Raw genomic sequence first — 23,944 nt, 5'->3', positions numbered from 1 at the left:
CAAATAATTAATATTTTACAAAATTATCAACTATTACTTTTAATTGATGAAAATAAATAACTTTTTAGAACTGAAAGACTTTCAAAAAATTATCATTGAGAATGAAAAAATAGAACTGGATGAATCACTTTTATCAAGAGTGGATAAAAGTTTTCAGTTTTTAAAAGAGTTTTCAAAAAATAAAGTAATATATGGTGTGAACACCGGTTTTGGGCCCATGGCTCAGTTTAAAATCAGTGATGAAGACACCCACCAGCTTCAGTATAACCTGATCAGAAGCCATTCTTCAGGAATTGGAAATCCTTTGCCTGCGGAAGAAGTAAAAGCATGTATGCTGGCAAGATTGAATACCTTATCATTAGGGAATTCAGGAGTGCACCAGTCTGTTATCTATCTTCTTCAGGAACTGATCAACAGAGATATTACTCCACTGATCTTTGAACATGGAGGAGTAGGAGCAAGTGGTGACCTTGTTCAGCTGGCTCACCTGGCTTTGGTATTGATTGGAGAAGGAGAAGTTTTTTACAATGGAGAACGAAAATCTACCAAAGAGGTTTTTGAAACTGAAGGTTTAGAACCGATAAAAGTTGAAATCCGTGAAGGTCTTGCTTTGATGAACGGAACTTCCGTGATGTCAGGAATCGGTATTGTGAATGCTTATAAAGCCAATCAACTTACTGATATTTCTCTCAGACTTTCTTGTGCGATCAATGAGATTGTACAGGCTTATGATGATCACCTGTCAGAGGCGTTGAACGGAACCAAAAGACATTACGGCCAGCAGAAAGTGGCAGAAAGAATGCGTGCTCATCTGGCAGACAGTAAACTGATCAGAAAAAGAGAAGAGCATCTTTATACTCATTTTGAAGAGCAGGAAAAAGTTTTCAAGGAAAAAGTACAGGAATATTATTCTTTACGATGTGTTCCTCAGATCTTAGGTCCGGTATTGGATACGTTGGAATATACCGAGAAAGTTCTTGAAAATGAGATCAATTCAGCGAATGACAACCCAATTATCAACGTTGAAGATCAGCATGTGTATCACGGAGGAAACTTCCATGGAGATTATATCTCTTTGGAAATGGACAAGCTTAAAATTGTGGTAACCAAACTTACCATGCTTGCAGAAAGACAATTAAACTACCTTCTGAATGCCAAAATCAATGAAATTTTGCCTCCTTTTGTCAATTTAGGTAAATTAGGTTTCAATTTCGGGATGCAGGGAGTACAGTTTACGGCAACTTCTACTACGGCAGAAAGCCAGATGCTGTCAAACTCTATGTATGTTCACAGTATTCCAAACAATAATGATAACCAGGATATCGTTAGTATGGGAACAAATGCTGCGGTGATTTGCAGAAAAGTCATTGAAAATGCTTTTGAAGTTTTGGCCATTGAAGCAATTACTATCATTCAGGCGGTTGAATATCTTGGATTTCAGGATAAGGTTTCATCCTCTACAAAAGAACTGTATGATGATATCAGAAAAATTATTCCTGCTTTTTCAGATGATATGGTCATGTATCCGTATCTGGAGGAAGTAAAGAAATATCTGAAAGGAATGTAACTATTGGTTGCCATCAATTGTCTTTTAAAAAAGGCTTCCAGCATCAACTTAAAAAACTAAAAACGATATAAACACTAACGCATGAAATGTGCAATTGTAACAGGTGGCTCCAGAGGAATCGGGAGGGCAATCTGTATAAAACTGGCAGAAGAGAAAAACTATCACATCCTTATCAACTACGCTTCAAATGAAACGGCAGCCAAAGAAACGTTGGCTAAAGTGGAAGAATTGGGCGCTACCGGAGAAATTCTTAAATTTGATGTAGGAAACACCGAAGAAACACAAGCTGTTTTAACGGAGTGGCAGGAGAAAAATCCTGATGCCGTGGTAGAAGTGATCGTCAATAATGCCGGAATCACAAGAGACGGTCTTTTTATGTGGATGCAGAAGGAAGACTGGAACAGTGTGATCAATACAAGTCTGGACGGATTCTTCAATGTGACTAATTTCTTTATTCAAAAGCTGCTTCGTAACAAATACGGAAGAATTATCAATATGGTTTCTGTATCCGGAGTAAAAGGAACCGCCGGGCAGACGAATTATTCCGCTGCGAAAGGAGCTTTGGTAGGAGCTACAAAGGCTCTTGCTCAGGAAGTTGCCAAAAGAAATGTTACGGTAAATGCCGTTGCACCGGGTTTCATCAAAACGGATATGACCCAGGAGTTTAATGAAGATGAGCTTAAAGCAATGATTCCTGCCAACAGATTCGGAGAAGCAGAAGAAGTGGCGGATCTTGTCGCATTTTTAGCATCTAAAAAATCTTCCTACATAACAGGAGAAGTGATAAATATTAACGGAGGAATTTATTCATAAATAATCTAACAATATACCAATGTACCGGTGTACCAATGTTGATTGATATCAATGAAAAGATTGTTACATTACTAGACTGATACATTGTTAAATTCAATATAAACAAATGGAAAATAGGGTTGTAATTACCGGAATGGGAATTTATTCCTGCATCGGGACGTCTTTAGAAGAGGTCAGGGAATCCCTATATCAAGGAAAATCCGGTATTGTTTTAGATCAGGACAGAAAAGAATTTGGTTTCAGGTCTGGCCTTACAGGAGTAGTTCCGAAGCCTGATCTGAAAAATCTTTTAAACAGACGCCAGCGTGTCAGTATGGGAGAAGAAAGCGAATATGCTTATCTTGCTACCCTGGATGCTTTAAAACAGGCGAATCTGGATGAAGAATTCTTAGATGCTCATGAAGTGGGGATCTTGTACGGAAATGACAGTGTTTCCCAGGCAGTCGTAGAATCTATCGATATTGCAAGGGAAAAGAAAGATACGACATTGATGGGATCGGGAGCGATCTTCAAATCAATGAACTCAACAGTAACGATGAACCTTTCAACTATTTTTAAGCTGAAAGGGATTAATCTTACCATCAGTGCAGCATGTGCAAGCGGTTCGCATTCATTAGGACTGGCTTATATGATGATCAAAAATGGTTTTCAGGATATGATTATCTGTGGTGGTGCTCAGGAAACCAACAAATATTCCATGGCGAGCTTTGACGGATTGGGAGTGTTCTCAGCCAGAGAAGATGAGCCTGCAAAAGCATCCAGACCTTTTGATGCAGAAAGAGACGGATTGATTCCAAGTGGCGGTGCAGCCAGTCTGATTGTTGAAAGCTTGGAATCTGCCCAAAGAAGAGGCGCTCCGATTATTGCTGAAATTATCGGATATGGTTTTTCTTCCAACGGAGGCCATATTTCAACCCCTAATGTAGACGGGCCGGCTTTGGCAATGGACAGAGCCTTAAAACAGTCAGGATTAAAAGCTTCAGACATCGATTATATCAATGCTCACGCAACTTCTACTCCAATTGGTGATGCCAACGAAGCGAAAGCCATCTATGAGATTTTCGGCAGTGAAGTTCCGGTAAGTTCTACCAAATCTATGACCGGACACGAGTGCTGGATGGCAGGTGCAAGTGAAGTGATCTACTCCATTCTGATGATGCAGAACGATTTTGTTGCTCCGAATATCAATCTGGAAAACCCTGATAATGAAGCGCAAAAGATAAATTTAGTTGCAAAAACAAAAAATCAAAAAATTGATGTATTTTTGTCGAATTCTTTTGGGTTTGGGGGAACCAATTCTGCACTAATAGTTAAAAAATTTGATTAAAAACATGGAAAGGGAAAAAATTGTTGCTATTGTTAATGATTTTCTTGTCAACGAATTCGAGGTAGACGGAGACGAAATCAGTAACGATGCCAACCTTAAAAATACACTGGGCTTAGACAGCTTAGATTATATCGACATGGTAGTCGTGATTGAATCCAATTTCGGGGTGAAATTAGGAGAAGCAGATTTCAAAAAAATGGTAACATTTGATGATTTCTATACAACCATTGAAAATAAGATTGCTGAAAAAAACGCGTAGTTATTGAGTAAATCTTTATTCTATAAAATGTGCCAATGTAACAATATCACAGTGATCCGGTAACGGACACTTCAAAAGGGTATTATTACATTGGCTCTCTGTTATATTAAATTCTAGATATGAACAAGTGGAAAGGTAAATCTAAAGGAACAGTACTCGGATACAGAATATTTGTCTGGTGTATTAGAAATATCGGGATCAGAAGTTCATATGGGGTGCTGTATTTTGTAGCCGCTTATTATTCCCTGTTTCAGAAGAAAAGCAATCAATACATTCTTTATTATTTTCAGAAAAGACTGAACTATGGATACTGGAAATCCAAAACTTCCATCTTTAAAAGCTATTTTACCTTCGGAAAAGTTCTGATTGATAAAACTGCGATTTCTGCCGGACTCAGAGAAAAATATACCTACGAATTTGACGGTATTGAAAATCTCAGAAATCTTTTAGCCGCTAAAAAAGGAGGAGTGCTGATCAGTGCCCATATCGGTAATTTTGAAATTGCGGAACACTTTTTTGCCGATATTGATTTTGACTGCCAGATCAATCTGTTGACTACAGATCAGGAAGTGACCGTCATCAAGGAATATCTGGAAAGTGTTGCGGTAAAAAAGAGTAATATCAAGTTTATTTACGTGAAGGAGGACATGTCTCATATCTTTGAGATCAATCAGGCTTTGTCCAATAATGAACTTATCTGCTTTACCGGAGACCGTTATTTTGAAGGATCCAAATATCTGGAAGCAGAACTGTTGGGGAAAAGTGCAAAATTTCCAGCCGGTCCGTTTTTGATCGCCTCAAGGTTAGGCGTTCCCGTAGTCTATGTGTATGTGATGAAAGAGAATAATCTTCATTACCATCTGTATGCAAGAGTGGCCCAGAATATCAAAAACCGTGATTCACAGGGACTTTTACAGTCTTATGTCCAGAATCTTGAAACCATGGTGAAAAAATACCCGCTTCAATGGTTTAATTATTTTGATTTTTGGGATGATGTTGATTAATTTTTCTATTTTTATCCCGTAAAAACGAATAAAAACTAAAAAACCATTAAGATTTACCGAGATTTAAGAGAACCCATAAAGTTTCTATGCTTACTTTACCAAAGTAAACTTTAAATATCTTAAATTCCCTGTTTCTTAATTATTAAAAGCACATTCTCTTTTGAAGAAAGCATACGACATACTTGTAATCGGCAGTGGATTGGGAGGTCTTGTTTCGGCTCTTATTTTGGCGAAAGAAGGTCTGAAAGTATGTGTTCTCGAGAAAAACAACCAATATGGCGGAAATCTTCAGACTTTTTCAAGGAATAAGCTTATTTTCGATACAGGAGTCCACTATCTGGGAGGTTTATCCAAAGGGCAGAATCTGAACCGTTTTTTTTCCTATCTGGAAATCATGGATGACCTTGAACTTCAGCTGATGGATGAAGATGGCTATGACAGAATCAGTTTCGGTGATGATGAAATAGAGTATCCGCATGCTCAGGGCTATGAGAATTTTGTTGAACAGCTTTCAAAATATTTCCCTGAAGAAAAAGAAAACCTTGAAAACTATTGTGAAGAAATTCAATATGTATGCAGCCAGTTTCCAAGATATCATGTAGTAGGAAAGGACAGTTACAACGAAGAAATCCTGCACCTCAATACTAAAAGATTCATTGAGTCTGTTACCCAGAATAAAAAACTGCAGTCGGTTTTGCTGGGTTCCAACTTTTTATATGCCGGGGATTCTGAAAATGTTCCCTTTTATGTACATGCCTTAACGGTAAATTCTTATATCCAAAGTGCTTACAAATGTGTGAAAGGAGGAAGCCAGATCTCTAAACTTTTAATCAGAAAACTACGGGAGTATGGAGCAGAGGTACACAAACACTCGGAAGTTTCTGAATTTGTTTTTAACGAAACTAATATATTGACCTCCGTTAAGACAAAAGCAGGAAAAGAATACGAGGCAAAACAATTTATATCAAATATAGAAATACGCTCCACCATCAAACTGATAGGCGAGGAAAGACTGAAAAAATCCTTTCTGAACCGGGTTTTAAGCTGGAAGCCCGTTTCTTCGTGTTTTAGTATTTATCTGGTTTTAAAACCTCACAGCCTCCCGAATTTTAATTATAACAGATATTATTATTCATCAGAAGATCTGGTATGGAACGCATTCCAGTATCAAAAAGAATCGTGGCCGGAAACCTATATGCTTTCATCTACGCCTTCAAAATATCATCCTGAATTTGCGGAAAGTCTTACCGCGATTTCTTATATGGATTTTGATGAGGTTAAAGAATGGGAAAATACATTCAATACCGTTGCAGATGAGCATGAAAGAGGAGAAGCGTATGAAAGGTTTAAGCTTGAAAAGACTGAAAAAATGCTTGATGCCCTGGAAAAGAAAATTCCCAATATAAGACATGCTGTTAAAACACTCTATACTTCTTCTCCCTTGTCTTACAGGGACTATATTGGTAATTTCGAAGGAAATATGTACGGATACATGAAAAGCTCAGAGAATCCCCTTAAAACAATGGTTTCTCCCCGTACTAAAATTGACAATCTTTTTCTGACCGGACAATCCGTGAATATGCATGGTATCTTAGGTGTTACGATCGGAGCTTTTAACACCTGTGCTGAAATTATCGGAAAAGAAACGATAGACATGCGGTTGACACAAATGATTAATAAAAACTAAAGTGAAAAAAACTAAAACCATTTATACTTCCGTTCAAAGAACCTTTCTTTATCTCACTCTTTGTTTTTTCTTCATATCCTGCGGAATATCAAAATCTATCCGGCATATTCCTGAGGTAAAGCAATATGCTCTGGAGGTTCCAAAAATTACCAGAATCAACGACAGCACTTTCAGCTATAATCAGAATTATCTTACCAAAAATAAACAACAGCTCTGGGAACTTTATATTAAGGGAAATCCTTTACAATTAGGATATAATAATGGAGCATTGACACAAAGCTTAATGCAGAAGCAGGAAAGCATTTTCTTTTCAAAAGTGGAAGGTTTTGTCCCTTCAAAATTCAGACAAAGGATATTAAGAGGCTTTTTAAAATGGTATAACAGAAAAATGTACCTCAATGTAAGAGAAGATTATCAGGCAGAATTATATGGTTTGTCACAATATTCCTCGGATCAGTATGATTTTATTGCTCCTAAATATTTAAGAAGCCTTTATCTGCACGGAGCTCATGATATCGGACATGCGATGCAGGATCTGGCCATGGTGGGCTGTACTTCTCTTGCTGTATGGAATGAGAATACGGAAGATGGAGATTTGCTAATCGGAAGAAATTTCGACTTTTATGTGGGAGACGATTTTTCAAAAAACAAGCTGGTAGAATTTGTGCAACCCGATGAAGGAATTCCTTACATGTCGGTAAGCTGGCCGGGAATGATTGGAGTAGTTTCAGGAATGAATAAGGAAGGAATTACAGTAACCATTAATGCCGGAAAATCAAAAATTCCTTTAACGGCAAAGACTCCGATTTCCCTTGTTACAAGAGAGATTTTACAGTATGCTAAAACTATAGAAGAAGCCATTGCGATTGCTAAAAAAAGAAAAGTATTTGTTTCTGAATCTATTCTGGTGGGAAGCGCTGCAGACAAAAATGCGGTAATCATTGAAGTTTCGCCTAAGAATTTCGGTGTATATAGCGTGCAGAATACCAGCAGAGTTCTTTGTACCAATCATTTTCAGTCGGAAGCTTATAAAGACGACAAAAGAAATCAGAAACATATTGAGGAAAGCCATTCTGAATACCGCTATGAAAGGCTTCAGGAGCTTTTGCAGGAAGAAAAGAAAATAACACCGGAAAAGATGGCTTCCATTTTAAGGAACAGATCCGGTTTAAAAGATGAAAGCATCGGTTACGGTAATGAAAAAGCACTCAATCAGCTACTGGCACACCATGCTGTTATATTTTCGCCACAGAAAAAACTGGTTTGGGTTTCTTCCAATCCTTATCAGCTGGGAGAATTTGTTTGCTATGATCTGAACAAAATCTTTTCAGACAAAGGATTGCAGCCTGATGACCTTTCAAAATCAGGCTTAAATATTCCACGAGATCCATTTGCAGATTCTGAAGAATTTCAAAACTATGAGTTGTCTAAAATGTACGGGAAAGAAATCAGTGAGGCTGCTGACGATAAAAATACACTGCTGACAGATGATGTTATCCCATCGTATCAGGCTATGAACCCCGATTTCTGGCTGGTCTATTATCAATCAGGAAAGTATTATTTTAGCAAAAAAGAATATTCAAAGGCAAAAATAGAGTTTGAAAAAGCGCTGACTAAAGAAATTACGACGGTTCCGGATAGAAAGAATGTAGAAAAATACCTGAAGAAAACTTTAAAGAAACTGAAATGATCCCTAAATATATAAGACTGCTGTTCTGTATTCCTTTTGTTATAATCATCTGTTATTCTGTGTATTTGTGCAGCGTGTACAGCTCAATACCTGACAACATCATTATTCACGGTTACGGAAGTATGAAAGACAGCTATGGGAGTAAAATATTTCTTGTCTTTCCCGTATTGATGAATCTGGCTGTTCTTGTGTTTATCTGGTTGATTATCAGAAGACCTGATAAAATAAAATTTACCTTTGAAATGAAGGAAGAGGAAAGAGAAAAAACATATCGTATCACACAACTGGCTTTGGTAATAATTGCGATATTTGTTACCATCATGATGACGCCACTTTCATTTTCAGATGTGGTTTTTAAATAATTAATTATGAAAAAACTTTTAACCTTATTCTTTATCGTGTATTTTCTGCCAGCTTTTTCTCAGGATAGAAAAGAGATCGGAAATATTTTCATTAAAGCTCTGCTGGTTGACAAAAATATAGAAAAAGCACATTCTTATTTTGATCCTTCCGTAGCGGGACAAATTCCGGTAGAACAGCTCAAAGCGATTCCGCAGCAGCTTCAGGGGCAGGTTGGAGGATTGAAAAATATCCTTGAAGTAAATAACGAGGGAAACACCTATTATTACTATTCTGAATTTGAAAAGGAAAAACTGGATATTCAGCTTACTTTCAGTGAGAATAATAAATTGCTGGGTTTCTTCTTGGTTCCTCACAAGACATTTGAAAAAAGAGATGAGAAAACCACACTGAAAATAAAAAGTGATGCTATTGAGCTGAACGGAACATTATTAATTCCACCTTCCAACAATAAAAAGAGATTGGTTATTTTCGTTCACGGCTCCGGACCTCATGACAGAGATGAAACCATTGGAGAAAACAAGCCGTTTAAAGACATTGCAGAATATCTTTTAAACAACGGAATTGCTTCCTATCGATATGATAAAAGAACCTATTCCCACCCTGAAGCATTCACGGAAAAGTCTACTGTAGAAGAAGAGACCATCAATGATGCTGTAAACGCAGCTCTTTATTTTAAAAATAATGCTGATTACAAAGGATACCAGATTATCATTCTTGGGCATAGCCAGGGAGCGTATATGATACCAAAAATTGCAGAAAAGGCACAGGTTTCAAAATATATTTTTATGGCCGGGAATGCAAGACCGCTGCAAGACCTTCTTGTTGAGCAATATGAATATCTTCATACGATGGATCCGACTAAAGTTGCAGCCGAAGCTGTTCAGGAAATTAAAAAGCAGGTTGCTTTTTTAAACTCATCCAAATTTAACTTACATTCTCCTTCATCAGAGCTTCCTTTGGGCCAGTCTGCCGCATATTGGAAGTATCTGAAGGATTACAATCAGCTTAACGAAGTTAAAAAAATCAAAGCTCCGATGTTTTTCGCACAGGGAGGAAGAGATTATCAGGTGACTGAAAAAGATTTTAATCTTTGGAAAGCAACATTGAAAAATGATACAACGGCTGTTTTTAAATTTTATCCGGCATTAAGCCACTTATTCATTACAGGCTCCGGTAAGCCTTCTCCAAAAGATTATGAAACCAAAGGAAAAGTGGATGAACAGTTTTTGAAAGACATTACAGATTTTATTCTGCGGTGAGTTAAGGTTTTTTGACAAATTGATATAAAACAGTATGCTATTTTGGCTGAAGTGATATTTTTAGATAAATATTTCTAGAACGTGTAACATTTTGAATTTATTTTCTACTAACTGTTAGTTATAATCTATTAATATTTGTTAAAAAGTAATCTAAAATGAAAAAAATTCGACTTAGTGTTAAGCTGTTATTGTTTTGTTCACTTTTCGGTGTAGGTATAGTATCTGCTCAAAAATATGAACAAACAATTAAGGAGTATGTCAATTCTGCCCAGGGATCATTTCAGAGAGTAAGTCCGGAGCTGAAAATATTTAAGATAATTAATGTAGATCCTTCAAACAGCTTAAAGGGAGATGTCGTAGGAATACAGCAAACGATTAATGGCATTCCAGTTTTCGGAAGTTCTGCCAACGTTTTAATCAGAGATGGAAAAGTTTTAAACTTCGCAGATACTTTTATTAAGAATTATCCTTCTGCTGTTAAAGGAAAAGAAATTGGTAAAAAAGACGCTTTTGTGGCATCCACTATTGAAAAGCTGAACGGATTACCTTCTGTAAAAAATATTGACGGGAAAGAAAGTCCGATAGCAATTAACACTGTTTATTTTGCAAAAGGAGGAGAATTGATATTAGGATATCAGTTGTATATTGAAGAAAAAGGATCGGATAACGTATGGAATATTATTATAAGTACAGAGGATGGTTCTATTTTATACCAGGAAAATACAACTTTATCATGTAGCTTCCATGATGAAGCGTATCATCATGAGTCAGAATCATTCGTACAGAATATTCAAAGCTCTTTACCTGCTAATATAGCTGCTGCTAACCTGAAGAATCCTACAAATTTTATATTATTACCGGATAATGCGTCTTATAATGTGTTTGCTTTTCCTACAGAAGCACCTACCTTTGGAGCGAGAACATTGCTTACAAATCCATGGGATCTGACTGCTTCACCGGAAGGATGGCATTCTGATGGCACTAATCATTATACCATAACAAGAGGAAATAATGCATTTGCATATACTGACGAAAATAACAGTAATCTGCCTCAGTTTTCTCCTGATGGAGGAGCAACAAGAACATTTGATTTTCCTTTAGATATAACAGCTGCCCACACAACTTATACTTCTGCAGCGGTAACTAATTTATTCTATAACTCCAATAAGATGCACGATGTATTTTATAAATTCGGATTTACGGAATCAGCAAGGAATTATCAGGTAAATAATTTTGGAAACGGAGGTACAGGTAATGATCCTGTTCTTGCGGAGGCAAGGGATGGCAGCGGTCTTAACAATGCAAACTTTAATCCGGGTACGGATGGAACAAGCGGAAGAATGCAGATGTTTCTTTTTTCACCTGCCGGAAATATAAGATATCTTTATTATAATTCACCATCAACCTATACAGCCAGAGCTCCAATAGCTACTACAGCGAATTTTGGTCCTCAGATTATGGGGAATCCACCTGTGACTGGAGACCTAGCTCTTTCTACTCCAGCTGATGCATGTACTGCAGTTACAGCCGGAAGTCTTACAGGAAAGATTGCAGTAGTGAATGCTGCAGGATGTGGATTTGCTGTTAAAACAAAGAATTTACAGAATGCCGGAGCTGTAGGGGTTATTCAATACCATCCGTCAAGTAATACTCCTGTAGGAATGGGAGGAACTGATGCTACCATTACAATTCCTACCATTATGGTGGGAATGTCAGAAGGTCAGTTTCTTGTGAATGACTTAAATAACGGTATTGTTGGAAATGCTACTTTGAAAACCGATGCTGTTTACAGAGATGCAAGTTTGGATAATGGTGTAATCAGTCATGAGTATGGGCATGGTATTTCCAATCGCCTTACGGGAACAGGAAGTTCATGTTTATCTTATATTTCATCGAATGAGCAGATGGGAGAAGGATGGTCGGATTTCTTTGCCCTGATGATGACTACAAGACCAGGTGATACCTCTTCTATAGCAAGAGGCGTAGGTACGTTTGTTTCAGGACAGGGAACTACAGGATCAGGAATAAGACCTGCAAAATATTCACCTGATTTTACTATCAATGATTATACCTATGGACGCACTAACGGTATGAAAGTGAATGCGAATAATGCAGTTCTTGGACCGCTTACCGTTCCGGATGTCCATAGCATAGGATTTATCTGGGCTTCAATGCTTTGGGATCTTAACTGGAAATATGTAGATAAGTACGGGTACAACAGTAATGTTCTGGCGGATCCTAACAGCGGAAGTGCAAAGGTTTTACAACTGGTAATGGATGCACTTAAATTGCAGCCTTGTAATCCAACCTTTGTACAGGGTAGAGATGCTATTCTTGCGGCTGACCAGGCATCCACCGGAGGACAAAATAAATGTATGATCTGGACTACATTTGCAAAAAGAGGATTAGGAGTAAATGCTTCTGCCGGAGCTCTTAATGGTCTGGCATTTGGTGCTAATCAACCTTTGCCGGAAATGAGTGACCAGGTAGAAGACTTTACAGTTCCTGCAGAATGTGCTGCATTGGCTGTAAAAGAAATTAATGATTCTAAAGGAATATCAATCTATCCGAATCCTGTAAGAAATGAATTTACAATAAAAACTCCTTCCGGTCTGAAGTTATCCGGAATTACTACCGTTTCTATCTATGATTTTACAGGGAAACTGATTTCTAAGGAAAATATCAACCTTAATAAGCAAAACACAATCAATGCAGAACAATTAATCAATGGAGCTTATATTGTGAAAGTGAGCAATGAGTCAATTGATTACTCTCAAAAGATTATTGTTTCCAAATAGGAATTTATAATAACTAATTGTGATGAGCCTGGAACTTTGTTCCGGGCTTTTTTAATTGTTTTCCGGGCTTACCTTATTCAGAAACAGAAAAGAGCTTATTCCTGCAATGGCCGAAAGTGTAGTGCTTAAGATAAAGCTGCCAATCACATATTGCAGAAGATTGTTCTTGATCAGTTCGAAATTTAAATCCTGACTTAGAATATCGCTGTTTCCACTTACAAAGGGAGCTCCCAGAAACAGAGAAGCGGCAATAATGAAAGGGATAAAAGGAGGAAGACTCACATTGGAGGCTACAAATGCAAGGACTTTATTAAGCTTAAAAAGTACAGATAAACTGATCACCAGAAGCGTCTGAAATCCCCAGAAAGGAGAAAGCCCTATAAACACTCCCAAAGCTATGGAAAATGCTTTTGTTCGGTTACTTCCGTCACTTTCTAAGACATCTTCCTGGATGAATCTTTTAAAGCTTTTTTTTTTGAAATTATTCACGAAATTTCTCGGAATAATATAAAATAAAGTGATGGTCACCAGTATGGTGTTTAGAATACTGATTCTTGTAAAATCTTTGAAAGGTCTGAAATGGGAAACCCGCTCCGCCGGATCATATAAAACCTTGATCGGAACATTTTTTACCGGAACATGTCGCCAGGCGGTTCTTACAATGATTTCAATTTCAAATTCAAACTTAGGGGTAAAATATTTCTTTGGAATTTTATGCAAAGGATAAAGCCTGTAGCCGGACTGTGTATCTTCAAGCCTGATACCGGTTTCAAACCAAAACCAGAAATTGGAAAAACGGTTTCCGAAACTGCTTTTCTTAGGAATACCATCCTGAGACATATTTCTGTTTCCGATCAGAAGAACATCTTCTTTTTCATGAAGAAGAGCTTCTACAAATACCGGAATATCATCCGGGTAATGCTGCCCATCCGAATCAATGGTGATGGCGTAATCATATCCTGATTTCTTTGCTGCTCTGAAACCTGTTTTTAGGCCGTTTCCTTTCCCTTTATTCTCCGGTAAGGAAATTACAGTGATCTGAGGATATTGAGCAAGAATCTGAGGCGTGGAATCTGTAGAACCATCATCAACCACAATAATACTTCCGGTGTAGTTGAGAACACCGTCAATAACCCTTTTCAGAGTTTTTTCATTATTGTAGGTAGGGATTAAAACGCATATCTTCTTTTCAGAAATAGCATTTTGTACTTCAGCAAGCAACATTTTTTTATTTTAAAGTGGCTCTTTCCGCCTCTGTCATGGTTTTAGATTGCATTGCAAACCTTTTGATATAGCCCTTCAGAGCTGTATTCTGTTTGCTGTAATTATTCAGCAGGAAAGCTTTATCATCCTTCAGGCTCCCGCGGTATCCTACGATCTTCGGAATATTTTCCTGAACACTCATTCTGATCAGACGAAGTTCTGCATTGTTAGGATTACTTTTAATAATGCCTTCAAGACTTGTAGCGCCTGTCTTTACCAGAGCTTTTCTATTGCTTTTGGCAATTTTTGCCTCCATAATCTTTGCTGCCGCTTTATATCCGACAGTTACAGCGTCAGAGCCGGATTGTTTTTCAGCGGTTTCAATAAAACTGGCAGTATTGGTAGTGGATTCGTTGGCCTTAGCATAGCTGTTTCTCAACGTTTCAAGGTCAGATTGAAAGAAAAAAACAAATGCTGCTATGAATGATAAGATTAGTTTCATGATGATATTTTTTTATAGCTTACAGACAATTTCAATGCAATAGTCTCGCCAAAAGAAGTTGTGTTTTTTACTTTAACATCGTCTTCATTTTCAGTAATATCAAGCTGAAGTACCAGATCAGGTGTTTCAAAAGGATTGATAATGGCCATGAACTTTACATTCGAAGCGGTTTTCAGGAATAATTTTGAACCCGTCAGTTCCTCAGTAAGTTCTTTAATGATCTGCATCATACAAACACCGGGAGTCACGGGATTTCCAGGGAAATGTCCTTTAAAAATATCGTGGTCTTTATTAAGATGAATATGAGCAGTAAACTTTCCGTCTTCTGCTTTATTGTATGATGTTAAAGTATAAAAGTCTGTAAGAATCGTTTGCATGATCTTATTTTTTTAAGATTAAAGTATAATCAATTTCTTTCCAAAAAAATAGATATATCCATAGATTTGAGGGCGGAAATTACTCTGTTTCGGTTATTTGAAATAGTTTTATGTTGATCTTAAAGTCCTTGTGCTGCAGGTTTAAGCTGTCCGCGAAGATAGGTTTTTTTGCATCAAAAGTAAAATCGATTTTTTCCTTGTTGTTTTTCGTATAGATAATCTGCTTCAGCAAATTATTTTCTTTGTTGAAAAACAGATAATAGCTTTTATTCTCGATTTTTGAAAGATAGATTTTAGCATTTTCATTTTCAAAACTTTCATTAACCGGATATCTTCTTTTCAGAAGCTGTTGAAAGTCATTTTTCAGGAAATTGATGACTATTTTTTTATCCAGATCAGGAAGTACGTAATTCAGCTTGAAATCATGATTAGAGACTTCAAAATCTATCAGTTTATTCCCGAAATCAGAAGTTAAAGCAACACGATGTGTTGTTTCATTCAGTCTTTTGATGATCAGAATACCGCTTACATGGTTTTTATAAATGTCCATCTGGCATTTGTATACATAATCTTCGGTAGAAGAAAAGTATAAATTTTCAACCATCTTTTCAGAAGAAGAGACAGGTTTTGCTTCTGTTAACTGATACGTTTTACAGGAAACCGCCAGGATCAGAATCAGGCTATAAAGTAAACTCTGACGCAGGAATTGAAGCATTGATCTTGGTATTTTTGAAAACAATATTTGTAGTATCTCCGGAAGCCTCCGTCATATTGACCTGTGAAACTGTCGACTGGTTCTTTGGGAAAAACAGTTCGATCTGTTTAATATATTTCAGCAGCTGAGAAGTTTTTGGGATAAACTTCGCCACATTGTAATTTCCGTTCTTAAAATAGGTTACGCTGAACTCCGGATCATTGAACATGGTTCCGTTCGAACTTCCAACAATAAGTTTATTGATTTTTTCAAAGGTTTTGCTCTTCGCATCCACAGAAGATTTTTTCCCCTGATCGTTGATGAAGATTTTATTACTTTTAAAAACAATGCTGTACTGATAAGGCTTTGTATACTTCCAGCTTAGCATATTGGGCGTCTGCAAAGACATTTTCCCATAGGTAACAATGCTTTTATCCAGAAAATCCATTTTTTTGGTCTGGGTAAAATCACTCTGCAACGTTTTAATTCCTTTCGTATCAGAAGAAACCTTCGATACAAATGCTTTGGCTTCAGCTCCTGACATTGCGGTATTTTGCGCAAAAAAGAATCCTGAAACCAGTAAGAATACTCCGAAAGCAATATTTTTAATCATTTCTATTTGAATTTATCACTGTATCAACAGTAAAGGTTGAATATTTTTTATCCCTCAAAAATACTAATAAATTGGCCAGCACCCGAAAGGTCTTTTCCGAAGTGTCGTGAAGAAGAATAATACTCCCATTTTTCAGGCCTTTTGTCACTCTGTTGTAGATTTTCTTTTCGTCATCAATGATGGTGTCCAACGACCGGACATTCCAACCGATGCTTACTTTATTCGTTTTTTTAATTGCTTTCGCAATATTGGGATTCGTCACCCCGAACGGTGGTCTGTAGAGGCTGGTGCTGATATTTCCCAACATTTTCATGACTTTATCACATTTTTCAATCTCTTCAATCATTTTTGAAGTCGATAAAAACCCTGTGGAATTAGAATGTGATAATGTATGATTTCCAATCGTATGTCCCTCTGCAATAATTCTCTGAAACGTCTCAGGGTATTTTTCAATCTGTTTTCCGATACAGAAGAAGGTTGCTTTTATCTGATGCTCTTTAAGCAGGTCTAAAAATTTTGGGGTAAATTCAGTAGGTCCGTCATCAAAAGTAAGAGCTACTTCTTTCATTCTGGTACGTTTGTGGGTAATACTGTTCACAAAATATCCCAGCTCAATGTCAAAAGAACCCCAGACAACTACTGCAGAAAAAGCAAAAAAACAAAACAGATACACCCAAAAGCTTCCGTGGAACGCATAAATAAAAACGTTACAGAAAAGATAGAACAGGATGAAGGGATAATGTTTCATTGCTGATTGCTTTTTAATTTTGAACTGGTCATTATGAGTTTTATGGGCATAATATTTATTGTATGCCATTGTCCTCCGTAGGAGTCTGGATAAATACAATTAATTTAGCTTAATTTGTTTAGATTCCACGCTTCACTGCGTTTCGCTCTGAATGACAAATAGACTGTATAATTTTCAATTTCAACAATTATGCCTTTTCCAATAATACTAAACTGTGATCATCACCTCCCAGATGGTTGTAAAGAAGTATATTCTTTATATTTTCCTTTTTTTCTGAATTGATCATCATTACTTCCGGAATCTGTTGTTCCTTAAGGATATGACAGGCTATAAAGGTTGAAAAACCACTTGCTGTATTAAACTCTCCACTCAAATGTTTATAATACAGCTGTGCTGAATCCGGAAACAAATCCATTGCTTGTGTATAATATCTATCTGACTTTGCATCTCCGCTGAATCCTAAAATAACCGCATCAATATCACTAGTTGAAAGACTGTTTTGAGTTAAGAAATTTTGTATAAAGTTCTGTACTTCATTCAATTCAACAGTATTGCTGATATGGATATTCTTAAGCCTGGCATAAGAGTTTACGGTCTTATCTTTTCCAATCACAAAAAAGCTGGCCCCTTCACCCCAGATCACGCCGTTGGTAGTGGAATGTAAATAATCTGCAGGAAGATCTGCTTCTTTTTTGATCGTATTATTTAAGCAGTAAAGTTCCATGGTTCTGTCTGTCTGTTCGTCTGTAGAACCTACCAGAACATTTTCTGCTTCTCCGTCATTGATCTGAAGCTGGGCATCTAGTAAGGAGAACTCCAGTGAAGAAGAAGTGTTTACATAGGTGAAGTTATACGCATGACATTGTAATCCCAGAGCAATCTGTCCTGCTACCGTATTATGGGTAGACTGGATGAAAAAGGTAGGTGTAAGGAACTCTTCATGATTGTCAATCACGTTTTTCAGGAACTTTTCAGAATCCTGTGAGCAGCCCATTCCTGTTCCTACGATGATAGCATCCGGTTTTTCAATTCCAGCTTCCTTTAACGCGTGATGAGATGCTACAGAGCTCATTTTTACTGTTTTAGACATTCTTCTGATCATCGCAGGCGGAATGAACTCTTTGTAATTAGGTTCTATCGCCTTAATGATATTTGAAGAATTTCCAGGAGTAAGGTTCTGAAGAATATTTTCGTTTAAAGTGTCCTGAACAGAGATACAGGATGCACTGTTGATGTATACTGCACTCATGATTTTGAGAAGATTAAGGTGGAACAGTTTCCTCCAAACCCAAATGAATTGGAAAGCACATGATTGATGTTTTTCTTTTTCAATTCAGTGACAGGTGTAAGATCAAACTCTTCCATTTTTGTTTTGAAATTCAGATTCGGGAAGATCACACCGTTTTGCATGGCTAGAATTGAAAATACAGCTTCAATTCCTGCCGCTGCAGCTAAAGTATGTCCTGTAAATGCTTTTGTAGAACTGAATTCAGGAACCCGGTTTTCTCCGAAGATTCTGATCATGGCAATTCCCTCAGATAGATCATTGTTGGGAGTGGCCGTTCCATGAACATTGATATAATCTATATTTTCTTTTTCCAATCCGGAGATTTTCAGGGCTTGCTGCATCGCTAAAAATGCACCTTGCCCATTTTCTGAGGAGGCAGTCTGATGGTGGGCATCATTGGCATTTCCATATCCGGAAAGATAAGCGAGAACTTTTTTGTTTTCTTTTTTGACCATTTCTTCAGATTCAAGGACCAAGAAAGCCGCAGCTTCCCCAAGATTCAGTCCTTTTCTGTCGTTGTCAAAAGGAGTATTGTAAGAATCTGTAAGAATCATGAGGGTATTAAATCCATTCAAAGTAAATTTTGAAAGAGAATCTGTTCCTCCGACAATCACACGATCCAAAACTCCGTTTTTAATCAGTTTAGCTCCCATCATAATCGCATTGGCTGCTGATGAACAGGCTGTACTGATGGTAGAAACCATACCCTTTAATCCCAGATAACCGGCAATAGCCAATGAGGAATTTCCGGCATCATGAGCGTCAATATATTTTTGCTTTTCAGGGAAGTCTTCGTAAGAGTAGAAGTATTTTTCAGTGATATCCATTCCTCCTACACTGGTAGAAGAGATCAATCCGGTTCTGTAACCATTGATATCTGAAATTCCTGCACTTGCTACAGCTTCTTTCGCAGCAATCATTCCCAATAAAGAAGTTCTTGTTACATTATTGTCTTCATCAAGCTGAAGCTGTTGTACAAGTTCTTCATTGGATAATTTTATTTCACCTGTTTTAATGGATCCGGCATGACGGGTTTCAAACATTTCGATATCTGAAATTCCATGTTTTCCGGATTGCAATGAAATAAAATTTTCCTCCACATTGTTTCCGATGGAGGAAATGATGCCCATTCCCGTTATGGCAATTTTTTGACTCATGGTATTCAATAATGTAACAATGTAGCAATCGAATAATTTACCAATAATTGCTACATTGTTACACTGTTAGATTTTTATATTAATTTATTTTGTTCTGTTATCCTCGATGAATTTTGCCATCGTATCGATAGATTGGAAAATTTCCTTTCCTTTTTTAGGATCAGCTAATTTTATTCCGTAGTCTTTATCAAGAAGAACGATCAGTTCCAAAGCGTCGATAGAATCTAATCCTAATCCACCTCCGAACAATGGATCAGTATCTTTGATTTCTTCTACAGATACATCTTCAAGGTTAAGAACTTCGATAATTTTGTGTTTCAATTCTGTTTTTAAGTTTTCCATAAATATTATTTTAAAGTAACAATATATCAATGTACCAGTTTACCAATAGTTGTTATTGCCTTTAGCATTGGTACATTATCAGATTGGTACATTGTTAAATTATAATGTGAGCAAATATACAAAAGCTTTGTAATTTTCCTGATACAATTCCACCCAGCCACACAATACTTTGTCGGCTTTTCCGGATAGAAGAATCTGTTCAGAATAGTCATTCAAAAATTCTTCATCAAAATCATCCAGTACGAAAAAAGCATTTTCTGTCTGCATTTTGTGTTTAATGCTGATTTCTCCTACACAGATGTTGGGTAAAGTATACACAAAAACGGCAGGACTCGGATAGAAATTATCCTGATCGTTGATGCTTTCCTGATATTTGAAATCTGTATCCAGACTGGAAGATCTGTTGGCAAAAACAATGGCTGTTCTGCTGTGATCATCATCTTTCAAAATGGTTTCGGCGGAAAGAAAAGCCAGCTTGCTCAGGTTATCCATTTTATGAAACTTTGGATAGCTGAGGTCTAAACTTTTATAAGCTTCTTTGGCAAATTCCTGAAAGGTTTCGCTTGGGCTTTCAAAAATAAGATTTCCGTCAACGGTTATTTTTGAATGTTCTATGGTACAGGTATTTATTTTCTTCATCACTTTCAGTTTAACCTTTTTTCAGTACAACAGCTGCATTACATCCTCCAAAACCAGAAGCGGTCTTTAAAATATATTTGATTTCTGCAGTTTGATTTTCCTTGATGATATTCAAAGGCTGGGTTATTCCTGTTTCCTCAAAGTTCTTTGATGGAAGCAAAGTGCTGTGAAGAGCACTTTCCATAGATATAATGCTTTCCAAAAGACCGGAAGCACCCAGGCAATGTCCGTAATAGCCTTTCATACTATTGAGCGGAATATGCTGAAGATCCATTCTGTTGAAGGCAATGGCTTCCATTTCGTCGTTATATAAAGTGGCTGTTCCGTGGGCCGAAATAAAATCGATCTGTCCTGAAGAAATTTTCGCTTCAGTCATCGCATTTTTGATACTGGCATATAAACCATCACCCGTTCTTGAAGGTCCGGAAATGTGATTGGCATCATTCACTGCTGAATCTCCAAGGACTTTAAACCTGGGTTTTTCGTTTTGTGAGATTGCTTCGTCACTTTGTTCCTCGCAATGACATGAGGTGATATAAATTGCGGCTGCTGCTTCACCAATATTAATTCCGTCTCTGTTTTTATCATAAGGTTGGCAAGGCCCTGATCCTATTGCCTGAAACGAGTTAAATCCTGAAATAACAAATTCAGAAAGTTCGTCTCCTGCAATTACAAAGGCATCTTTGTATTTTCCTGCCTGAATCATATTTTTTGCCACTGAAATCGCCATTACTCCTGAAACGCAGGCATTAGAAACGATGATCGGTTTTGTTTTAAATCCAAAAAAATCAGCAATTTTTTCTGCTAATTTTGATAAATAAACACCTTCAGTTAATTCGGACTGGTTTTTTAACAGGCTGATATTTCCTTTTGTGGTGGAAAGGATAAAAGCTGTGTCTTCTGATATAGAATGCTTCTCAACAAGAGGCTGTAAGCTTAAAAGAAGCATTTTTTCCAGTCTTGTAAAATTAGGAATGTCATTCTGAGCAGAGTCGAAGAATCTATCGAATTCTTCATTCAGTTTTTCAGAATCAATCATAGAAGCATAAAAAGCATCCTGATTGTCTATGATTTTATGTAAAGCAACTCCCGACTGCCCTTTTAACAGGGCATTCCAGTTGGAATCAACATTGAAACCTAAAGGAGTTACACAATTGTAGTCTGTGATATAAATGTCCTTTTTCATGATAATCCCATTTTATCTTTCCAGTTTTGAAAAAATTCCGGATTGTACAGGCATAAGCTTCCATTGCTGTCAAGAAATACCTGAATGGTTTCTCCGCTGCATACCAGTTGATCTTCCTGATTGAAAAGCTCATATCTGTAAATAAGTTTGGCAGATACAGAATTGATAAAAGTGGTCACAATTCTGAATGTTTCTCCATACTTTAAAGGAAGAAAATGCTCGCAAGTACTTTTTACGATCGGTGTTACAAATCCTGCATTCTGAATATCAAGATAGGTAAGGCCATGCAGACGACCGAAAGCTTCTCTTCCATCTTCAAAATACACGATATAATGCCCATGCCAGACAATGCCCAGCGGGTCTGTTTCATTGAAGCGTACTCTGACTTCTTCGGTACAGGTTAATATATTTTCTTTAGACTGCATTTTGTTTTTTTTCGTAAAAAATGGAAATAGCTACAGTGGCAATATAGAATAAGAAAAGGAAAACCAGTTCTTTGGCAATTCCACCAATTCCGCTGTTTCTTAAAATAATATCATAATAGGCATTCAGTCCCCAGTTCATAGGAGAGAATTTGGCTACGGTCTGCATGAATTCCGGCATTAAAAATACAGGAACCCAAATTCCGCCAATAGCAGCTAAAACCACTACAGAGGTTGCTCCAAATGGGGCAGACTGCTCTTGTGTATCGGCTATAGTTCCCAATAAAACTCCGAATCCAATTGCGGCCAATCCTGCAAACAGTGTTACTACCACAAGCTGGAACATTTTTCCTGATACATCAAAAGCAGGAAGATCCATATAAGGGAAAAGGTAAATTCCTACGGCAACCATCAGTAAAAACTGAATAAGGCAGATGATAAGATACGTAAATGTTTTTCCTAAAATATGGACAAAATAAGGTGTAGGACTTATTCTTGCTCTTACACTTGTTCCCTGGCTTTTTTCTTTTACCAGATTGATGGATAAAGGAACAACAATAAAGAAGATCGCAAAAAGTGTCCATGCAGGAACATTGTGCTGAACAGAATTTGGCATCACATCCATTTCTCCTTTTTTGGGAGTGATTTCTTTAAAACTGATCAGGTTTTTATTTTCGTCAAGATTTTCTGTTGTTCCCAGCTGATCCTGGAAGGCTTTGTAAATCTTTTTATTTTCAATTTCAAAAACCATTTTGTTGACAGAATTCATCACCGAATTTTTGAAGCCCACATTGGTAGCAGGGTCAAAGTACAAATGAATTTCTTTGGCTTTGGGAACTGCTGTTTTTACTTTTGCAGAATCTCCTTCCAGTCCGAATGAACTTACAATGGTCTGAACTTTCGAATCAATATTGGAATTTAAATCTTTCGTTAAATTTTCAGGAATGACTATCGCCATCTGATAATCTCCGGAAAAAACAGCCTCCTGAGCAGATTTTTCATTGAAGTTCGTCAGCAGCTGGAATGTTTTGCTGTTTTCCAGTTCGGCTTTTATATTTTTTGAAACTTCAGATTTGTCCTGATCAATAAAGATAATAGGAATCTTTGATCCTTCGAGGTTTTTAAAGGTAGAATCCTGAATAAGGGTTATGGTGACAATCAAAAGCAATGGCATCACAAAGATGATGACAATTCCTCCGATATCTCTTTTCAGCAGAAGAATTTCCTTAATAAAACTTCTCCACAGTTTATACAACAACATCTCTTAATTCTTTTCCGGTTAATGAAATGAAAACGTCTTCCAGGTTTTCGGCATTCGCAATCTGTGAAACAAGTTCTTCAGGGGTTCCTACAGCATGTATTTTTCCATGATCGATGATGGCAATTTTTGTACAGAATTCTTCCGCTTCCGAAAGGTGATGGGAAGTATAAATAATGCATGTTCCCTGTTTATTTAAATCCAGAAGATAATCAATAATTGCTTTTTTGGACTGAACATCTACTCCTACAGTAGGCTCGTCCAGGAATAAAACTTTAGGATTGTGAAGAGTTCCTGCGATGAGGTTGCAGCGGCGTTTCATTCCTCCTGAAAACTGTCCTACCTGCTTGTTGGCAAATTTTGAAAGTCCCATAATTTCAAGGGATTCATCAATTGCTTTTTTAAGCTGGTTATGCTTTAAACCATACAGACTTCCGAAAAACATAAGGTTTTCCTTAGCTGTAAGTGTAGGATATAAAGCATATTCCTGGGGAACAATTCCGATAATCTGTCTTATTTTGAACCCATCCTTCTGGGGAGATAAACCGTTAATGGTGAAGTTTCCTGAAGTAGGTTTGATTAATCCTGAAAGCATGGAAATCAAGGTTGTTTTTCCAGCTCCGTTGGGGCCAAGAATTCCATAGATTTCATTTTTACTGATGCTCAAAGAAATATCATTTACAGAAAACTCATCAGAATTTTTGTATTTTTTGTATAAGTTTTTAATCTCAATCATATTTTCCGCCAT

The 23,944-nt window shown here is 37.0% G+C and carries 24 protein-coding genes; 10 read left to right on the top strand and 14 right to left on the bottom strand.

The annotated features are described in order from the left end of the window. Positions 1-46: 46 nt before the first annotated feature. The 10 genes from V0410_RS13720 to V0410_RS13675 all read left to right on the top strand — a co-directional run bounded on the left by V0410_RS13720 (position 47) and on the right by V0410_RS13675 (position 12,767). On the top strand, positions 47-1,567 hold the full coding sequence (locus V0410_RS13720; RefSeq protein WP_330744156.1) for an HAL/PAL/TAL family ammonia-lyase: 1,521 nt from the start codon (positions 47-49) through the stop codon (positions 1,565-1,567). Positions 1,568-1,648: 81 nt separating this feature from the next. Continuing rightward, on the top strand, positions 1,649-2,380 hold the full coding sequence (gene fabG / locus V0410_RS13715; RefSeq protein ID WP_227942606.1) for a 3-oxoacyl-ACP reductase FabG: 732 nt from the start codon (positions 1,649-1,651) through the stop codon (positions 2,378-2,380). Between the two features lie 106 nt (positions 2,381-2,486). Continuing rightward, positions 2,487-3,707: a beta-ketoacyl-[acyl-carrier-protein] synthase family protein gene (locus V0410_RS13710; RefSeq protein WP_062675965.1), complete on the top strand. Its 1,221-nt coding sequence runs from the start codon at positions 2,487-2,489 to the stop codon at positions 3,705-3,707. Positions 3,708-3,711: 4 nt separating this feature from the next. Beyond that, a complete protein-coding gene (locus V0410_RS13705; RefSeq protein ID WP_047377388.1) occupies positions 3,712-3,966 on the top strand; it encodes an acyl carrier protein in 255 nt (84 codons plus the stop codon). A 119-nt stretch (positions 3,967-4,085) separates the two neighbouring features. Further along, positions 4,086-4,970: an LpxL/LpxP family acyltransferase gene (locus V0410_RS13700; RefSeq protein ID WP_330744142.1), complete on the top strand. Its 885-nt coding sequence runs from the start codon at positions 4,086-4,088 to the stop codon at positions 4,968-4,970. A 160-nt stretch (positions 4,971-5,130) separates the two neighbouring features. After that, positions 5,131-6,657, top strand: coding sequence for a phytoene desaturase family protein (locus V0410_RS13695; RefSeq protein WP_330744141.1), 1,527 nt, complete (start codon positions 5,131-5,133; stop codon positions 6,655-6,657). Position 6,658: 1 nt separating this feature from the next. Beyond that, entirely contained in the window at positions 6,659-8,347 is a 1,689-nt protein-coding gene (locus V0410_RS13690) for a C45 family autoproteolytic acyltransferase/hydolase (RefSeq protein WP_442879146.1), read from the top strand. Next, on the top strand, positions 8,344-8,709 hold the full coding sequence (locus V0410_RS13685; protein WP_330744139.1) for a hypothetical protein: 366 nt from the start codon (positions 8,344-8,346) through the stop codon (positions 8,707-8,709). The genes V0410_RS13690 and V0410_RS13685 overlap by 4 nt, the downstream gene beginning before the upstream one ends. A 6-nt stretch (positions 8,710-8,715) precedes the next feature. Further along, positions 8,716-9,969, top strand: coding sequence for an alpha/beta hydrolase (locus tag V0410_RS13680; RefSeq protein ID WP_330744136.1), 1,254 nt, complete (start codon positions 8,716-8,718; stop codon positions 9,967-9,969). Between the two features lie 155 nt (positions 9,970-10,124). After that, complete coding sequence (locus V0410_RS13675) at positions 10,125-12,767, top strand: T9SS-dependent M36 family metallopeptidase (RefSeq protein WP_330744134.1); 2,643 nt, start codon at positions 10,125-10,127, stop codon at positions 12,765-12,767. Between the two features lie 51 nt (positions 12,768-12,818). Here the strand turns inward: V0410_RS13675 and V0410_RS13670 are convergent, their stop codons facing one another. From V0410_RS13670 to V0410_RS13605, 14 genes are all read right to left on the bottom strand, one after another. Beyond that, positions 12,819-13,991 (bottom strand): DUF2062 domain-containing protein, encoded by a 1,173-nt coding sequence (locus V0410_RS13670; RefSeq protein ID WP_330744132.1) that lies wholly within the window; start codon positions 13,989-13,991, stop codon positions 12,819-12,821. A 4-nt stretch (positions 13,992-13,995) separates the two neighbouring features. After that, positions 13,996-14,472, bottom strand: a complete 477-nt coding sequence (locus V0410_RS13665; protein ID WP_202839882.1) for a hypothetical protein — start codon at positions 14,470-14,472, stop codon at positions 13,996-13,998. Next, entirely contained in the window at positions 14,469-14,849 is a 381-nt protein-coding gene (locus tag V0410_RS13660) for a 3-hydroxyacyl-ACP dehydratase (protein WP_330744127.1), read from the bottom strand. Before V0410_RS13660 ends, V0410_RS13665 begins: the two co-directional genes overlap by 4 nt. 79 nt (positions 14,850-14,928) lie before the next feature. After that, entirely contained in the window at positions 14,929-15,564 is a 636-nt protein-coding gene (locus tag V0410_RS13655; RefSeq protein WP_330744125.1) for a hypothetical protein, read from the bottom strand. After that, a complete protein-coding gene (locus V0410_RS13650) occupies positions 15,530-16,156 on the bottom strand; it encodes a LolA family protein (RefSeq protein ID WP_330744123.1) in 627 nt (208 codons plus the stop codon). Before V0410_RS13650 ends, V0410_RS13655 begins: the two co-directional genes overlap by 35 nt. Beyond that, positions 16,149-16,904, bottom strand: coding sequence for a polysaccharide deacetylase family protein (locus V0410_RS13645; RefSeq protein ID WP_330744121.1), 756 nt, complete (start codon positions 16,902-16,904; stop codon positions 16,149-16,151). Before V0410_RS13645 ends, V0410_RS13650 begins: the two co-directional genes overlap by 8 nt. 187 nt (positions 16,905-17,091) lie before the next feature. Further along, positions 17,092-18,153: a beta-ketoacyl synthase N-terminal-like domain-containing protein gene (locus V0410_RS13640; RefSeq protein WP_330744120.1), complete on the bottom strand. Its 1,062-nt coding sequence runs from the start codon at positions 18,151-18,153 to the stop codon at positions 17,092-17,094. Next, a complete protein-coding gene (locus tag V0410_RS13635) occupies positions 18,150-19,349 on the bottom strand; it encodes a beta-ketoacyl-[acyl-carrier-protein] synthase family protein (protein ID WP_330744119.1) in 1,200 nt (399 codons plus the stop codon). Before V0410_RS13635 ends, V0410_RS13640 begins: the two co-directional genes overlap by 4 nt. An 84-nt stretch (positions 19,350-19,433) precedes the next feature. Further along, positions 19,434-19,691, bottom strand: a complete 258-nt coding sequence (locus tag V0410_RS13630) for a phosphopantetheine-binding protein (RefSeq protein ID WP_034692439.1) — start codon at positions 19,689-19,691, stop codon at positions 19,434-19,436. A 99-nt stretch (positions 19,692-19,790) separates the two neighbouring features. Continuing rightward, on the bottom strand, positions 19,791-20,330 hold the full coding sequence (locus V0410_RS13625; protein WP_330744100.1) for a 3-oxoacyl-ACP synthase: 540 nt from the start codon (positions 20,328-20,330) through the stop codon (positions 19,791-19,793). A gap of 10 nt (positions 20,331-20,340) precedes the next feature. Continuing rightward, positions 20,341-21,516: a beta-ketoacyl synthase N-terminal-like domain-containing protein gene (locus V0410_RS13620; protein WP_330744098.1), complete on the bottom strand. Its 1,176-nt coding sequence runs from the start codon at positions 21,514-21,516 to the stop codon at positions 20,341-20,343. Further along, positions 21,513-21,941: an acyl-CoA thioesterase gene (locus V0410_RS13615; protein WP_105684190.1), complete on the bottom strand. Its 429-nt coding sequence runs from the start codon at positions 21,939-21,941 to the stop codon at positions 21,513-21,515. Before V0410_RS13615 ends, V0410_RS13620 begins: the two co-directional genes overlap by 4 nt. After that, complete coding sequence (locus V0410_RS13610) at positions 21,931-23,199, bottom strand: ABC transporter permease (protein WP_330744092.1); 1,269 nt, start codon at positions 23,197-23,199, stop codon at positions 21,931-21,933. Before V0410_RS13610 ends, V0410_RS13615 begins: the two co-directional genes overlap by 11 nt. Then, positions 23,186-23,944, bottom strand: a complete 759-nt coding sequence (locus V0410_RS13605; protein ID WP_227942588.1) for an ABC transporter ATP-binding protein — start codon at positions 23,942-23,944, stop codon at positions 23,186-23,188. The genes V0410_RS13610 and V0410_RS13605 overlap by 14 nt, the downstream gene beginning before the upstream one ends.

This window comes from Chryseobacterium sp. CP-77, assembly GCF_036362765.1.
GTDB classification, from domain to species: Bacteria; Bacteroidota; Bacteroidia; order Flavobacteriales; family Weeksellaceae; genus Chryseobacterium; species Chryseobacterium cupriresistens.
The sequence above is the reverse complement of the archived record's forward strand: the minus strand, read 5'-3'. Positions and strand labels throughout refer to the sequence as shown.